Here is a 13,333-nt window from a genome sequence, read left to right as displayed (position 1 = left end):
CCCCCATGCACCAACATCCGCGGGGTGGAGCAGCCCGGTAGCTCGTCAGGCTCATAACCTGAAGGCCGCAGGTTCAAATCCTGCCCCCGCAACCATCTTAACTTGCTCGACCAAGTCATCCGAACAGCCCGCCTCGAAAGAGCGCGGGCTGTTCGCTGTTCCGGGTTTTGCGGTGCCGCTCGCGGCGACGGCGAGGATGCCGGCGAGATCGCCGTGCAGCTCGACCCGCAGGCCATCGGCCGCCGGAGTCAGGACGATGCGGCTAACCAGCGACCGGATCAGTTCGGCAGCGCGGGGGCGCGTCTCTTCCTGTTGTAGGGCGTCATGCAGGGCGGCAACCCGCTCCCGGTAGACCAGCGCCATACTGGGATGAAGAACCGGTGGTGGATCTTCGGCTGATGCCAATGAGGCCGTCAGTTGGTCCTGCCTGGCCTCAAGCATGGCGATCCGTTTTCCAATCGCCCGGCCATCACCATGGCCTTCAGCGATATGTTGGACCAGTCGATCCAATTCACGTTCGATCTTTTGAAGGTCCGCTCGGGCGGCATTCAAGGCGGCACGGGCCTCCATCCGCCGCTCATTCATGCGGTGCGTGAACTCCTCGCAGAACATCGCGAAGAGGGCGGGGTCCATGAGGTGTTTCTGCAGCGCGGTCAGCACCCGCGTTTCCAAGGTGTCGCGACGGATATTGAGACGGTTTTGGCAGGTTCCTTTGTTCCGGGCGGCGGAGCAGCCCACATGAGCCCCGGAGATCATGGAATAACCGCCGCCGCAGCATCCGCATTTGGTCAGCCCGGAAAATAGATATTTGCTGCGTTGCCGCTCATGAAACGCGTTGGCGTTCCCGGTATCGTGGTCGATGTTGAGAGCCGCCTGCCGCTCCTTCACCCGGTCCCACAGACATTGGTCGACGATCCGCAAGTCCGGAACACCTTGCACCACCCAATCCGCTTCACTGTTCAGGCGGGAAACCCGCTTCCCGGTGTCGGGATCTTTGATGTAGCGGAGGCGGTTCCAGACCAGGTGCCCGATGTAGAGTTCGTTGTTGAGGATGCCGGTGCCCCGCCGACGGTTGCCGTTGATGGTGCTGAAGCTCCATTCACCGCCGCCTGGGGCCGGGACGGCGGTTTCGTTCAACGCGCTGGCGATACGTTTGGGTGACCGACCGTCGGCATACGCCTGAAAAATCCGCCGCACGACAGCAGCCTCGGTCTCATTGATGATGCGGTCGCCACGGTTGGCTAGGCCGTCCGCACTTGGCTGCCGCACCACGTCATAGCCGTAGGCGTTGCCGCCGCCGGATTTACCGAGCTCAACGCGGCCGCGCAGCCCCCGGTGGGTCTTGTCGCCCAAGTCCTTGAGGAACAGGGCGTTCATGGTGCCCTTGAGGCCGACATGCAGGGCGCTGACCTCGCCCTCGGCCAGGGTGACGATCTTGACGCCCGCGAACGCCATGCGCTTGAACAGTCCGGCGATATCCTCCTGGTCGCGGCTGAGCCGGTCCATGGCCTCGGCTAGCACGATGGTGAACAGCCCCCGCGTCGCGTCCTGGATCAATTCCTGGATGCCGGGGCGCAGCAGTGACGCGCCGGACATGGCCCGGTCGGTATAGCTGTCGGTGATGGTCCATCCCTGCCGCTCCGCATGGAGGCGACAGAGCCGTAGCTGGTCTTCAATCGACGCGTCGCGCTGGTTGTCGGAACTGTAGCGGGCGTAGAGCGCGACCTTGGTCATTCCGGCCTCTTGCTACCTGGGCTCCGCCTTCGGCGGTCGCGCGCCGTCAAAGTATTGATCAGCCGCCTGTCGCGCGAGGAGCCGGACCAGTTCCACCAACCTGGGATCCGGCATGACAGCAGGCCGGAAGGTGAGCAAGTCGCCGACCTTACTCTTCTCGCTATCTGGACGCCCTATCGTGCCGGACTTTTCCATGGTGCCGCAACCCGCTCTCAAGAGGCATTACCGTCTGGATAGACATGAACCTGGGGCTGTCCGGTGGGATGGGAAACCCTATCACAGGCCAGATCGCGCACTGACCTGCCAATGACGGTAAACGCCTACGCAATCGTAGCGGCGGATTGAGGCGGGTGGCCTATGGCGGTCCAAGGCTGCTCCTGGTTCTCTGACCCTGGCATCTGGGGAGAGGGGGCCCTTCGCCCCCTCTCCCCCGCGAGTGCCGGGCTCCGCCCGGCAGGGCCGCGGCCGCGCAGGCCCGGCGTCATGGTCATGATCACGGGTGCCGCGACGGTCCCGCCCGTCCTGGCAACCCGGCCGGGCGCGCCGGCGCTCGCCCCCCTCTCCCCCCGCGCGGTCGCCCGCCTCCGGGAAGCACGCACGGGTGCTTCCCGGCGGGATTTTACCGATGGAGACGATCATGGGAGAGTTCTTGACCCTGCCCCTGTCCAAGCTCAGCGCTTCGGACGCCAACATGCGCAAGACCGCCCGCGATAGCGGGCTGGAGGAACTGGCGGCCAGCATCGCCGCCCACGGCCTGCTGCAAAACCTCACCGTCCGGCCTGTCCTCGACGGCCAGGGGCAGGAGACGGGCCGCTATGAGGTGGTGGCCGGTGGGCGCCGGCTGGCGGCGCTCAAACTCCTGGCCCAACGTAAGCGCCTGCCCAAGGCGGCCCCCATCCCCTGCGCCCTGCTGGGGACGGCCAACGCCCTGGAGGTCAGCCTGGCCGAGAACAGCTACGTTCCGCCCCACCCGGCTGACCAATTCGAGGCCTTCCATCACTTGCATGCCGCCGAGGGTTTGCCGGCCCTGGAGATCGCGGCCCGCTTCGGGGTGGCTGAGCGGACGGTGAAGCAGCGCCTTAAGCTGGGTGCCGTGTCCCCCCGCTTGATGGCGCAGTACCGCGAGGGGCTGATGACGCTGGAGCAATTGACGGCCTTCGCCCTGACCGATGACCACGCCCGCCAGGAACAGGTTTGGGGCGACCTCACCTGGAACAAGTCGGCGGAGACGATCCGCCGCCTGCTGACCCAGGCCCATGTCCCCGCCACCGACAGGCGCGTCCGTTTTATCAGTATTGCCGCCTATGAGGCGGCGGGCGGCCCGGTGTTGCGTGATCTGTTCAGCGCTGATGACCAGGGCGTCTACCTGGAAGATGTGCCGTTGCTGGACCGGCTGATGGCCGAGAAGCTGGAGGCCGACGCCGTCACCGTGCGCGCGGAGGGGTGGAAGTGGGTGGCCGTCCATCCGGAATTCGCCTATGGCCTGGCCGCCGGCCTACGCCGCGCCTATCCCGTGCCCGCACCGCTCGACGCCAATGAACAGGCTGCCTTGGACGCGCTGGAGCAGGATTATGAGGCGCTGTCCAACCGTCTGCAGGGCGATGCGTCCCCTGAGGCGGATACCGCCTTTCAGGACCTGGAGGCCCGGATCGCCGCGTTGCGTGATCGCGAGGCCTATGATCCCGATGACATCGCGCGCGGCGGCGCCTTCGTCTGCCTCGGCGCCGATGGGGCGCTTCGGGTGGAACGCGGCTTTATCCGGCCGGAGGACGAAGCGCCGCCCGAGCCTGTCCCGCAGCCCGCGCCTCTTCCTGCTGCGCGGGGCGAGCCCGAGGCGATCAGCGCAGCGGTGGAGGAGGAAACGGACGGCTTGACGTCGTTGTCCGAGCGTCTGGTGGAGGAACTGACCACCCATCGCACCGCCGGGCTCCAGGCGGCGCTGATGGATCGGCCCGACGTCGCCTTGGCCGCCGTGGTGCATGCCTTGGCGCTGCCCCTGTTCCATGGCGGCGGTTACCTGCCGCAAAGCTGCCTGCGGTTGGAAACGGCGCCCGTGGTCTTCATCAATCCGGTGGCGGACGGTTCCGCCGCTCGTGCCGTCGCCAGTCGCCATGACGACTGGGCCCGGCAAGTGCCGTCCTCGCCGGATGAGCTTTGGGCCTGGGTGCTGGTGCAGGAAACCGCTGTTCTGGCCCGTCTGCTGGCGTTCTGCGTGGCCACCCTGGTCCATGGCGTGCAGGCGCCCTGGAGCCATGATCCGCGCCGCCTGGCCCATGCCGATGCCCTGGCCACCGTCCTGGACCTGGACATGAGCCGGCATTGGTCCGCCACCGTCGACAGCTATCTGGGCCGGGTCACCAAGGCCCATATCGTGGAAGCGGTGGGCGAGGGCGTATCGGCGCGCGATGCCGAGGCGATCAGCGGCTTGAAGAAGGGGGAGATGGCGGAGCAGGCGGAACGCTTGCTAGCCGGCAGGCCTTGGCTGCCCGCCTTGTTGCGCACGGTGCGGCGCGAGCCGGCGCCGGCGTTGGATCAGGCGGCGGAGTAACGAGGTGTCAGGAAGGCGGGGCCGGGATGACCGGCCCCGCTGGCCTTACGCCGCCTTCTTGGCGGCGCGCTTCCTCTTGGCCGGTTCCGCAGCCGGGGCGGCCACCGTGTTGCGCTGGGCACGGGTGCCCAAGCCATTGGCCTTGGCCAAACCCGACCGGCGCTCGGCGTAATTGGGCGCCACCATGGGATAATCCGAGGGCAGGCCCCACTTGGCGCGATATTCGTCCGGCGTCAGGTTGTAGGCCGTGCGCAGGTGGCGCTTCAGCATCTTCAGCTTCTTGCCGTCTTCCAGGCAGACGATGTAGTCGGGCGTCACCGAGCGGCGCACCGGAACGGCGGGCGTCAACGGCTCCGGCGTGGCCGCCACCACCGGCGGGTTTTCCAGGGCCACCAGCTTGTCATAGGTGGCCTTCAGCAGGGACGGCAGGTCCGCCACATCCACGCGGTTGTGGGAGACATAGGCGGCCACGATGTTGGTGGCCAGGTTCAGGGTCGAGTCGGACATTTGTATTCCATCGCCATTCGGGTTCGGCACGAGCAGAGGCACCATGCTGAAGTAAGTCCATGATCCTGCAAATCAAGGCGCAGGAATAGCCCCTATATAATTAAATGATATCCATACTCGGTATTGATGGCATCGGAACCAAGGGAGCGCCGGAAATGAGCGTTTCTGCGACGGAAATAAAATGGATTTGCTCAGTGCAGCCGATGATGTGGTGCCCGCTCCCCTCCGCGCCAAGGAGTGGAATTCGACCGCTCCGCTTTTGGCGCCAGCATGAAGACACCCATCACGGAAATCGGCTTTTCCTGCCGGATATGAAGAACTGGCAGAGCCAACAGGCCCAAGACCTCTTGCCGGCTGGGGATTTCATCATAGGTGGCGACCGCCATCTTGCCGGCGTGATAGGCGGGGGCGCCGGGCAGGTTGGCGCTGATGTCGAAACGGCTGGCCAGCAGGTTGCCGGCGCTCCAGCCGACGTCATGCCAGCGGGGTGGGGTCGCGTGCAGGTCTGCCACCACCAGAAAATCGCGGTAGGGCGCCTGAATCCGTTCCCGCACCGCCGGCCATGCGGGATAGCCGTCGCCCATGCGCGCCCGCATCCAGGAGACCAGCAGGTTGAAATGCCCGGCGTGGCGGATTCCCCGCACCTGGGGCGCCTGGGCTGTCGCCATGGCGAAAACCATTGGATCGGTATAGGCGGATAATGGCATGGTCCGCGCCCCTTTGCTCAGCAATAAGGGCTAAAATAGCCCTTATTGCCCGGGCCGTCACTGGCTTTGCTTTGATCGGAGCCATGATCTCGCTCCGTCAAATCCGGGCCGCCCGCGCACTTCTCGGCTGGTCGCAACAGATGCTGGCTGACAAGGCGCTGCTATCCGTCAAAGCCGTGGCCCGGCTGGAACGCAACGAGGTGACCAGTCATGCCGCCACGGTTGAAGCCTTGGAGCGGACGTTGACCCAAGCCGGCATCATCTTCATCCCTGCTGGCCACGGCTTGGGCGAGGGCGTGCAACTGGCGTCCGATCTGTTGCCGGTCAGGGCAGAGGAAACACCCTGACCGCTCCGGCCCGGTCCACCTCGAACAACTGCCCGGCGGCGGGTTCCCCGGCCTGAAGGCGGGCCTCCACCGCTTCCGCGAGAATGACAGTCAGCGCCACCTGCTGCTGGCGGCCCACGGCGTCCAGCAGTATGGCCAGCCCCGGATGGCCAGGGCTGGCCCGGCCCAGGCGGCGGAAGTCGTCGGCGTTGCTGGTAACCACGATGTGCTGGCGCTCCAGGGCCCAGGTCAGCACCGTGTCGTCCGGCTGGCCGCTCAAGCCCACCTCGTTCACATGTACGGCGTCATATCCCAGGGTGTCCCGCAGATGGCGGGCGACCTGAGGCGACAGGTTCTCATCGATCAGGAAGCGCGGGGCCACAGCTTGCCGCTCGGTCGGCCCCGCAAGGGGTTGGCCTTGGCGTACAGGGCCGCCACCTCCAGGGTGTCCCGGTCCAGGGCCGGATAGTCTTCCAGGATGCCGTCGACATCGTCCCCGGCCTCCAGCCGGCCCAGGATGGACTGGGCGGTGATGCGGGTCCCCTTGATCACCGGGGCCCCGCCCAGGATGGCGGGGTCCTTGACGATGACATCCGTCGCCCGGTCATACAGCGCCAGGCGTCGGCGTGTGCCCTCCAAGGCCTTGGCGGTATCGATGCGGACGACCTCGCCCAGCACCACGTCGCGCCGCTGCGGGTCTTCCCGCAACAGGTTGTAGACCGTCGCTGGGGAGAGGCGGACCTCCGCCGGCAGGGCTTCCAGCAGGGCGAAGGCCAGCAGCGCCGTCTCATTGAGCTGCCGCCGGCCGGTCTTGCCCAGGGCGCGGGCGGGGATGGCCTGGCGGGTGATCGCCCGCTGGATGGCGGCCAGCGGCGCGCCGGTGATGGCGGCGGTCTCTTGGGGGCTGTAACTGGGCAGCGGCATAATTCGTGTCCTCGTGGACATCAATTTAGGCCTTGTCCCTGCCAGCGGCAAGGGACTTGGCCGCCGAGGGTAGGGAAGGGGCCGCAGTGCCATCACGGCACCTTGGCAAAGGCGTCGGAGGCCGCCAGCGTCTCCGGGAACACCGGTGCCAGGGCGTCCGTCACGGCCTCTCGTCAGGTGACCCTGGCCGAAAGGGAAGCTCCGTCCCGCAACGGCCGGCAGGGCGTTTTATTCCCCAGCGCCGCTGGGCGGCGCCTCCTCGCGCACCAATAAAACGCCCCGCCAGCCGTCCTTCGCTGTCGCTGCGGCCGCCAGGGCGGTGCGGGCGCTTCCCCCTCGGCCGGTCGGATCACCATCGAGGCCGCGACGGGCGGCCCCGGACCATCCCAGGAGACGACATCATGGCGACCATCGGCACCTTCACCAAGGACGAGAACGGCAACTACACGGGCTCCGTCCGCACCCTCTCCGTCAACGCCAAGGCCCGCATCACCGCCGAGGCCGACAAGGCCAAGGACAGCGCCCCCGACTTCCGCGTCTACGCCGGCTCCGCCGAGATCGGCGCCGCCTGGAAGAAGACCGCCCAGGACACGGGCCGCCCCTACCTCTCCCTCAAGCTGGACGATCCCAGCTTCGCCCAGCCCATCTACGCCAGCTTGGTGGAGATGGACGACGGCAAGGGCTACAGCCTCATCTGGTCCCGCCGCAACGGCAACTGACCCCTGATCCCACCAGCGGCGCCCCGTCCACCCCGGCGGGGCGCCTTTTCTTTTCCGTAAAGCCGCTTCGCCGGAAACCCGGGTTTCAGGATTTGCGGAGAGCCGGGATTCCGGCTCGATGCCGTGTCAGCCCCGCACCGCCAGGGCGGTCGCGGGGCCGTTGGTGGGAGGGCGGGCCCTGGGCCCTCCCTCCCCGCGAATGCCGCCTGGCGCCCGGCAGGGCCGCGGTGCCCTGGGTGGGCCGAGGCCCACCCGTTCCCCGCAAACCCGGCCGGGCCATGCCGCATTCGCCCCCACCCACCCCGCGCGGTCACCCGCCTCCGGGAAGCAGCAGCCGCTGCTTCCCCTCGTCATCTTACCTGCAAGGAGACAGATCATGAGCCTGGTGACCCAAACCCTCGACGCCACTCCGGTGGCCGCCCCCTTCAAGGTGGACGTGACGCGCGGCCGGCGGGTTGGCCGCGTTTCATCGGAATGGTTCTCGCGCCCGGCGGACGAGCGCTATCTCAGCTTGGCTGACCTCTATGACGCGGTGCGCGACCGGGCCGACCGCTCCCGCACCCGGACGGTGGAGAGCCGGCATATCCTGGTGGAGGCCCACCGCGACGACCCGGACAGCCTGGCCCTGCGCCTGCCAGGGGAAGGGGCGGCCCTGGCGCCGACGCACTGGAGTTTCGGCCAGCTGGCCGGCCTGGTGGGCGCGCCCGCCCGCTATCTGCGACAACTGCCGGCCCCTTTGGCGGGCATCAACCTGCAATATGGCCTGACCCATCATCGGGCCGAACAGGTCAAGACTCTGGAAACGGACGACGGCCGGCTTGAACTGCGGGCGGTGACGGGGCCGGATTATGGCCGCATCCACGACCATGAACTGGTGGCCGCCGTGCGCGCCATTGCCGGCAACGGCACGGGTGACACCCGGTGGAAGGTACCGGGGACGCTGGACTGGTCCACCATGAGCCACAACCCCCACGTCGACATCAGCGCCGAGACCACCACGCTGTACGCCAGCGACCGCGACGTCTTCCTGTTCCTGGTGGACGACACCCATCCTATCGAGGCCGGGCGTTTGGCCGATGGATCACCGGACCTGTATTTTCGGGGTTTCTATTGCTGGAATTCGGAGGTGGGCAGCAAGACGCTGGGCATCGCCTCCTTCTTCCTGCGGGGCGTCTGCCAGAACCGCAATCTCTGGGGCGTGGAGGGCTTGGAGGAAATCACCATCCGCCACAGCAAGTACGCCGCTGGCCGCTTCGCCCACCAGGCGGCCCCGGCCCTGGAGCGCTTCGCCGCCAGCAGTCCCGCCGGCTTCATTGCCGGCATCAAGGCCGCCCGCGACACCATCGTCGCCACCAAGGATGAGGAGCGCACGGACTTCCTCAGCCGCCGCGCTGGCCTGGGTCGCCAGGATGCCGCCCGAGTCATCGAAACCGTCTTGCGGGAGGAAGGTAAGCCCCCGGAAAGCGTGTTCGACTTCATCCAGGGCATCACCGCTGTGGCCCGCGCCAAGGGCCACCAGGATGCCCGCTTGGACCTGGAGCAGAAGGCCAAGCGCTTGATGGACCGGGTGGCCGCGTAGATTGGGGTAGGGGCCGGTGTAATGCCGGCCCCTACCTTCCATAGGCTTGGATCCGTCGGGCTGGCGCAAAATTTGCGCGCCGGCGGGGCCGGCGCGGGATCAGGGCCCGGGGTCACCCACGCTTTCGTCAAAGAATTCGACAGGCCGAACCTGCAAGGCCTCACAAACCGCCCAGAGCGTGGTCAAGGTCACGTTCTGCAGGCCACGTTCCATCAGGCTGACATGGGCCCGGTCCACGCCCATGCGCGCCGCCACGGCCTCCTGGCTGAGGCCGGCGCGATCTCGCAGGCGGCGCAGGTTCGCCCCAAAGAGCCGTCGGATGTCCATCCCCAGGATGGAGCAGGATCGCGTATTCTAATGCGACGTACTATAATACGCAGACGTGGCGTCTTGACCTGTTCGTCCCCCGAACGCGCCTTCGCCGGGCGGGGGCGCCCATGGCATACTCCCAGCGGAGAAGCAGGACCACCTGTCCCATCAGCAAGGGGCCCCAATCCGTGACCCGATCCCCCGTGAATCCAGGGCCGGTGGCCGATCTGGCGCCGAGCGACACCACGATCACCGACTACGACCGTAAGCATTTTGCGACCTACCTGATGCTGCTGGACGCGGTACGGGATGGCAGGGCCATCGACGACATCATCCGGGAAGTCTTGCAAATCAATTCGCAAGGGGACCGGGCCAAAGCCTTGCGCGCTTACGACAGCCATCTGGCTCGGGCACGCTGGATGGCCGAGCATGGGCGTGAGCAACTGCATAAAAGTGGGCGGGACCGCCGGGTGGAGTAAATCCGTGGAGCCGTTTTTACGGATCCACGGCTCTACGCCTTTGGGGGCAGGGGGAGCCTCTTCAGGTCAAACGCGTCCCAATCGCGTCCCAATTCGGCCCGTGGGACCTACACCCGTTGATCTAGACACGACGCTTCGCGCTGGGCATTGTTTGTTGGGGAAGGTGCCTCCACTGATCCGCGCTAACGATGCACGGAGAGGGCTATGCGCCCGTTTAAGCGAGAACGCCTCGACGCCGACTACCGCTATATCGAGGGCCTGGACGATGACGGGCTCGCCTGGGAATTCCTGCGCCGTTCGGCCGCCTACCAGGCGGACCACCAGGCTGAAAAGGCGGAACCCGCAACCGTGATCCCGTTTGACCGTGGCGCCCGCTGGGGGCTGCGATGTCCTGGCCGACCCCGCCCTGACAGCCCGGGAAGCGTTCGTGTTCTGGCGCGCCGACGTTCTGGTTCGTCTGGTGCGGTTGACCCCGGCCCCCCTGGCCGCCGGGTGCTTGATCCACTTTGACCCGGATCGATGGGGCGGTCGCCAGGCTGCCTTGCTGACCCCCGATGGCTATCAGTTGATCGTCTCGCCCCGCCCGGGGTTGGCGCACCACCTGCTGCTGCCAGGCCCGGACCCGCCTGCCGCCCGTGCCGCCTTGGCCCCCCAGCCTCTGTTTGACGCCTGGCATCCCCAGCGATTGGCCTCAACGCTGGCATTCTGGCGCTATGCCCAGAACCCGCGCATCACCCGGGCGCCGCCTGTGCCGGCTCTCAAGCCGACCGGCCGCACGCTGGAATCCACCTTCATGCTCTGGGCGCTGGACCTGGCCGCCGCCGGGGCATCCGGCCGGGAGGTGGCGGCGGCATTGTGGGGAGCGGTGCCAGCGGATTGGTCCGACAGTCCGATGAGGGCCCAGGTGCGGAGATTGCTGGCGACGGGGCGCCGCTTGGTCAATGGCGACTATCGCGCCCTGTTAAGGCGCTGACGGCGCCGCAGTCAGCTTGCACCGCAAAGAACAGCCAGATGCTGAGCAAGGTCAGCTCGATGTAGTGGCCATTACCCACCAGTGGGGAGGGGCTTTCGTTATGGCCTCTCAACTGCATAGAACAGGCACACGTACAATATGGTCAAGGCGATGGCCATCCACAGCAAAAGGTTCAGGAAAGGGCGCCGATAACCAAAGGACTTGCCCGGCATGTCGGCGTGCAATAACAGGCCCCATGCGCCTATCGAGGCGATGATCAACCCGAGAACGGTGTACTCATACCGTTTGTCGGCTTGACTAAAAAAGGCCAGAAACCAGCCGGCCACCGTCAACCAGCGTCCATACCGGGCGACCCAACTGCGGAAAGCCAAGATGCTCATCGCAACAGCCTTCGATTGTACTCCGCGAGATAACGAGGCCATAGCCGGTTAGAACGCGCCGCAGCCCAGGTGTTGCCAGGCAACAAGCGGGATGCCAGCCCAGTCGCAAAACCGCTCACGGCCGATCTTGTGGTGGTGACGCCAAAAGTAGGTCCGCTGCTGGCTGCCGCTTTTGCGGCGGCTGTCCCAAGGACGGTTCTGCTCAAGGCTGCGACGCCTGCAGCCTCGGGGATTAGAGCGGTGGCCGCCATTCCTACACCGACACTGATAAAGAAGGTGCCGATGTCCTGGCCCAAGGCGGTATAGAAGTTGGGCGGCTTGTAGATGCCCTGGACGTCGCCGATCTTGCCGCTGAACTCCTTGGTGGCGTAGTAATCGAATTCCCGGTCGGTGAGGGAGAATGGGTATTCGTCCGGATTCTCCGTCACCTGGAACTTGGTCATGATCATCCAGGAATAGAACGGCCCCCAGCCGGGGGTATGCCGCAAGGTGTCCAGTTCCTTCTCGAATGCGAAACGGAAGTTGTCGCTCATGCGGATGAGGCAGAGGCCCGCCACCAGCGCGCGGGCTTTCTGCGGATCGGGCGTCTGGTTGAGCATGCCAAAGTCACAGGACGCCTCGCTCAAGAGCAAGGCCATGGCATCGTCCCGGAGCCAGCGGTGGCTCACGGTCAGGGTTTCCGCCATCTTCGCGCTCCTCGGCTGAACCGAACGGCGGGACCGTTGTCCCGCGTAATCAAATACGCGCCGCCCGTGTATCGGCAAGCTGTCCATGCGGCCCTCTGCCGAAGGCATGAGGCGCTTGGCCGGCGTCTTCCCCTTACGGGCAGGTCGTCCCGCGCCGATGCCGGGGTGGACGTTTTCCGCACCCCCCGATCTTCGTCCATCCCCAAGGGGGTGGCGGCCCGCCGATGCTTGCCGGTGATGCGGCCCCGTTCCCGGTGGGCCGCCTGGCCATGCCGGGGTGCGCCCATGCTCGATCCTTATCCTTCCCTGCCGCCGCGCTATCTGCGCACGCCCGAGGCCGCCCGGCTTCTGGGGCTGTCCGGCCGCACGCTGGAGAAGCACCGCACCTTCGGCACCGGGCCGGTCTATCGCAAGATCGGTGGACGCGTGATCTACGCCGTCGACGATCTGCAGCGCTGGGCCGACCAGGGCCGGCGGACCTCCACCACCGACGTCACCCCCACCACCGTCCGGCCGCCGCGTCAGGCCGCGTCGTTGGGAAGGCGATGACCCATGCGCGGCTTTCCCGCCATCCACGCCGGTGCCCCGGTGCGCGATGCCATCGACCTGATGGTCTGGCCTTGTTTTTCCTTATCCAAGCGGCCCCGGCATCGGCCGCTGTCGCACCGGCGGGCGGGTGCCCAGTTGCGGGTGTCGACCCCGGCCGGCGGGCCGGGCCTTGCCACCCTCTGGGATGCCGACCTGTTGATCTGGGCCGTTTCGCAACTGGCCGAGGGGCGTGATCAGGGGCTGGAACCAGCGCCGCTTTTACGCGCACCCGCGTTTCAGGTTTTACGCTTCCTCGGGCGCGGCACGGGCCGGGCGCAATATGCCGCCCTGGCCCAGGCGCTGGACCGACTGGTGGCCAGCGAGGTGGAGACCACCCTGGGCGTCCCCACCGCCGAGGGTCACCGCTTCCACTGGATCGAGCGCTGGACCGTTGACGGCGAAGGCTTGATCATTCTGCTACCGGAATGGCTGTGGACGGCGGTTGTCGTCCGCCGCCGGGTGCTGCGGATCGACCGCGCCTATCTGCGGCTGACCGGCGGGGTGGAACGCTGGCTGTGGCGCCTGCTGCGCCGGCATGCCGGGTTATCCACCGGCTGGACCATCGCTCTGGCCGACCTCCAGGCCCGGTCCGGCAGCCTGGCGCGCCCGGTCGATTTCATCGCGGACCTGAGGGGGATCGCGCGCCGGGGCGTATTGGCGGGCTATGTCCTGACCCTGGTGCGACACCACGGGCGGGAGGCCCTGCACGCCGCCCGATCCACCGAGCCCGTCCACAGTGCCGCTGTGGTGCCTGGGGATAAGGCGGGGGTTTTATCCACAGACGGGGAGGGTGGGCTGTGAATCCTCTCGGTGGATCAGGCGTGCCGCCACGGTGGATCAGGCGTGATTCGACGGTGGATCAGGCGTGGGGGTG

At 66.8% G+C, this 13,333-nt stretch carries 16 protein-coding genes, 1 tRNA gene and 1 pseudogene; 10 read left to right on the top strand and 8 right to left on the bottom strand.

Annotation, left to right across the window (positions count from 1 at the left end):
• Positions 1 to 18 precede the first annotated feature (18 nt).
• Positions 19 to 95 (top strand) — tRNA-Met (locus tag FBZ90_RS26050).
• Here the strand turns inward: FBZ90_RS26050 and FBZ90_RS26045 are convergent.
• Positions 52 to 1,734, bottom strand: a complete 1,683-nt coding sequence (locus FBZ90_RS26045; RefSeq protein ID WP_145736345.1) for a recombinase family protein — start codon at positions 1,732 to 1,734, stop codon at positions 52 to 54. The genes FBZ90_RS26050 and FBZ90_RS26045 overlap by 44 nt on opposite strands.
• 637 nt (positions 1,735 to 2,371) lie before the next feature.
• On the opposite strand from FBZ90_RS26045, the gene FBZ90_RS26035 reads away from it, so the two are divergent.
• Positions 2,372 to 4,282: a ParB/RepB/Spo0J family partition protein gene (locus FBZ90_RS26035; protein WP_186456053.1), complete on the top strand. Its 1,911-nt coding sequence runs from the start codon at positions 2,372 to 2,374 to the stop codon at positions 4,280 to 4,282.
• A gap of 45 nt (positions 4,283 to 4,327) precedes the next feature.
• Here the strand turns inward: FBZ90_RS26035 and FBZ90_RS26030 are convergent, their stop codons facing one another.
• Both FBZ90_RS26030 and FBZ90_RS26025 read right to left on the bottom strand, forming a co-directional pair.
• Entirely contained in the window at positions 4,328 to 4,789 is a 462-nt protein-coding gene (locus FBZ90_RS26030) for a Ros/MucR family transcriptional regulator (protein ID WP_186456052.1), read from the bottom strand.
• A gap of 191 nt (positions 4,790 to 4,980) precedes the next feature.
• Positions 4,981 to 5,496 (bottom strand): hypothetical protein, encoded by a 516-nt coding sequence (locus FBZ90_RS26025; RefSeq protein WP_145736332.1) that lies wholly within the window; start codon positions 5,494 to 5,496, stop codon positions 4,981 to 4,983.
• Between the two features lie 83 nt (positions 5,497 to 5,579).
• Here FBZ90_RS26025 and FBZ90_RS26020 point away from each other — a divergent pair, with 83 nt between their 5' ends.
• Entirely contained in the window at positions 5,580 to 5,843 is a 264-nt protein-coding gene (locus FBZ90_RS26020) for a helix-turn-helix domain-containing protein (protein ID WP_145736330.1), read from the top strand.
• Here FBZ90_RS26020 and FBZ90_RS26015 read toward each other — a convergent pair.
• The gene (locus FBZ90_RS26015; RefSeq protein WP_145736328.1) at positions 5,821 to 6,204 is read right to left on the bottom strand and encodes a DUF5615 family PIN-like protein; all 384 of its coding nucleotides are present in this window, start codon (positions 6,202 to 6,204) and stop codon (positions 5,821 to 5,823) included. The genes FBZ90_RS26020 and FBZ90_RS26015 overlap by 23 nt on opposite strands.
• Complete coding sequence (locus tag FBZ90_RS26010) at positions 6,186 to 6,746, bottom strand: DUF433 domain-containing protein (protein ID WP_186456051.1); 561 nt, start codon at positions 6,744 to 6,746, stop codon at positions 6,186 to 6,188. The genes FBZ90_RS26015 and FBZ90_RS26010 overlap by 19 nt, the downstream gene beginning before the upstream one ends.
• Before the next feature lie 401 nt (positions 6,747 to 7,147).
• Between FBZ90_RS26010 and FBZ90_RS26005 the strand changes: the two genes are divergently transcribed.
• Together FBZ90_RS26005 and FBZ90_RS26000 are read left to right on the top strand one after the other, a co-directional pair.
• Positions 7,148 to 7,465 carry a DUF736 domain-containing protein gene (locus FBZ90_RS26005; RefSeq protein ID WP_145736324.1) on the top strand — a complete coding sequence of 106 codons (318 nt, stop codon included), beginning with the start codon at positions 7,148 to 7,150 and terminating at the stop codon, positions 7,463 to 7,465.
• A 376-nt stretch (positions 7,466 to 7,841) separates the two neighbouring features.
• Complete coding sequence (locus FBZ90_RS26000; RefSeq protein ID WP_145736322.1) at positions 7,842 to 9,044, top strand: DUF932 domain-containing protein; 1,203 nt, start codon at positions 7,842 to 7,844, stop codon at positions 9,042 to 9,044.
• A 99-nt stretch (positions 9,045 to 9,143) separates the two neighbouring features.
• Here the strand turns inward: FBZ90_RS26000 and FBZ90_RS25995 are convergent, their stop codons facing one another.
• Positions 9,144 to 9,371, bottom strand: a complete 228-nt coding sequence (locus FBZ90_RS25995) for a helix-turn-helix domain-containing protein (protein ID WP_145615362.1) — start codon at positions 9,369 to 9,371, stop codon at positions 9,144 to 9,146.
• A 170-nt stretch (positions 9,372 to 9,541) separates the two neighbouring features.
• Between FBZ90_RS25995 and FBZ90_RS25990 the strand changes: the two genes are divergently transcribed.
• The 3 genes and pseudogenes from FBZ90_RS25990 (at position 9,542) to FBZ90_RS25980 (ending at position 10,805) form a co-directional block, all read left to right on the top strand.
• A complete protein-coding gene (locus FBZ90_RS25990; RefSeq protein WP_246130883.1) occupies positions 9,542 to 9,832 on the top strand; it encodes a DUF2285 domain-containing protein in 291 nt (96 codons plus the stop codon).
• Positions 9,833 to 10,036: 204 nt separating this feature from the next.
• Positions 10,037 to 10,165 (top strand): annotated as a pseudogene (locus FBZ90_RS28890) (transcriptional regulator domain-containing protein); the annotation flags it as partial.
• Between the two features lie 31 nt (positions 10,166 to 10,196).
• Positions 10,197 to 10,805, top strand: a complete 609-nt coding sequence (locus FBZ90_RS25980) for a DUF2285 domain-containing protein (RefSeq protein ID WP_246130885.1) — start codon at positions 10,197 to 10,199, stop codon at positions 10,803 to 10,805.
• Between the two features lie 98 nt (positions 10,806 to 10,903).
• On the opposite strand, the gene FBZ90_RS25975 is transcribed toward FBZ90_RS25980, so the two are convergent.
• Positions 10,904 to 11,185: a hypothetical protein gene (locus FBZ90_RS25975; RefSeq protein WP_145736318.1), complete on the bottom strand. Its 282-nt coding sequence runs from the start codon at positions 11,183 to 11,185 to the stop codon at positions 10,904 to 10,906.
• Positions 11,182 to 11,871: a hypothetical protein gene (locus FBZ90_RS25970; RefSeq protein ID WP_145736316.1), complete on the bottom strand. Its 690-nt coding sequence runs from the start codon at positions 11,869 to 11,871 to the stop codon at positions 11,182 to 11,184. Before FBZ90_RS25970 ends, FBZ90_RS25975 begins: the two co-directional genes overlap by 4 nt.
• Before the next feature lie 285 nt (positions 11,872 to 12,156).
• Here FBZ90_RS25970 and FBZ90_RS25965 point away from each other — a divergent pair, with 285 nt between their 5' ends.
• Together FBZ90_RS25965 and FBZ90_RS25960 are read left to right on the top strand one after the other, a co-directional pair.
• On the top strand, positions 12,157 to 12,420 hold the full coding sequence (locus FBZ90_RS25965) for a helix-turn-helix transcriptional regulator (protein WP_145736314.1): 264 nt from the start codon (positions 12,157 to 12,159) through the stop codon (positions 12,418 to 12,420).
• Positions 12,421 to 12,423: 3 nt separating this feature from the next.
• Positions 12,424 to 13,260: a replication initiator protein A gene (locus FBZ90_RS25960; RefSeq protein WP_145736312.1), complete on the top strand. Its 837-nt coding sequence runs from the start codon at positions 12,424 to 12,426 to the stop codon at positions 13,258 to 13,260.
• The last annotated feature ends 73 nt before the right edge of the window (positions 13,261 to 13,333 follow it).

The sequence above is a fragment of the Nitrospirillum pindoramense genome, assembly GCF_007827955.1.
GTDB classification, from domain to species: Bacteria; Pseudomonadota; Alphaproteobacteria; order Azospirillales; family Azospirillaceae; genus Nitrospirillum; species Nitrospirillum amazonense_B.
This window is presented reverse-complemented; position numbering and strand designations above follow the sequence as displayed.

Bases quoted from the DNA above. Each gene is read 5' to 3' on its own strand.
- FBZ90_RS26030 (WP_186456052.1), bottom strand. From the start codon at position 4,789: ATGTCCGACTCGACCCTGAACCTGGCCACCAACATCGTGGCCGCCTAT.
- FBZ90_RS26045 (WP_145736345.1), bottom strand. From the start codon at position 1,734: ATGACCAAGGTCGCGCTCTACGCCCGCTACAGTTCCGACAACCAGCGC.
- FBZ90_RS25995 (WP_145615362.1), bottom strand. From the start codon at position 9,371: ATGGACATCCGACGGCTCTTTGGGGCGAACCTGCGCCGCCTGCGAGAT.
- FBZ90_RS25975 (WP_145736318.1), bottom strand. From the start codon at position 11,185: ATGAGCATCTTGGCTTTCCGCAGTTGGGTCGCCCGGTATGGACGCTGG.
- FBZ90_RS26000 (WP_145736322.1), top strand. From the start codon at position 7,842: ATGAGCCTGGTGACCCAAACCCTCGACGCCACTCCGGTGGCCGCCCCC.
- FBZ90_RS26005 (WP_145736324.1), top strand. From the start codon at position 7,148: ATGGCGACCATCGGCACCTTCACCAAGGACGAGAACGGCAACTACACG.
- FBZ90_RS25970 (WP_145736316.1), bottom strand. From the start codon at position 11,871: ATGGCGGAAACCCTGACCGTGAGCCACCGCTGGCTCCGGGACGATGCC.
- FBZ90_RS25960 (WP_145736312.1), top strand. From the start codon at position 12,424: ATGCGCGGCTTTCCCGCCATCCACGCCGGTGCCCCGGTGCGCGATGCC.
- FBZ90_RS26010 (WP_186456051.1), bottom strand. From the start codon at position 6,746: ATGCCGCTGCCCAGTTACAGCCCCCAAGAGACCGCCGCCATCACCGGC.
- FBZ90_RS26035 (WP_186456053.1), top strand. From the start codon at position 2,372: ATGGGAGAGTTCTTGACCCTGCCCCTGTCCAAGCTCAGCGCTTCGGAC.
- FBZ90_RS26020 (WP_145736330.1), top strand. From the start codon at position 5,580: ATGATCTCGCTCCGTCAAATCCGGGCCGCCCGCGCACTTCTCGGCTGG.
- FBZ90_RS26025 (WP_145736332.1), bottom strand. From the start codon at position 5,496: ATGCCATTATCCGCCTATACCGATCCAATGGTTTTCGCCATGGCGACA.
- FBZ90_RS25965 (WP_145736314.1), top strand. From the start codon at position 12,157: ATGCTCGATCCTTATCCTTCCCTGCCGCCGCGCTATCTGCGCACGCCC.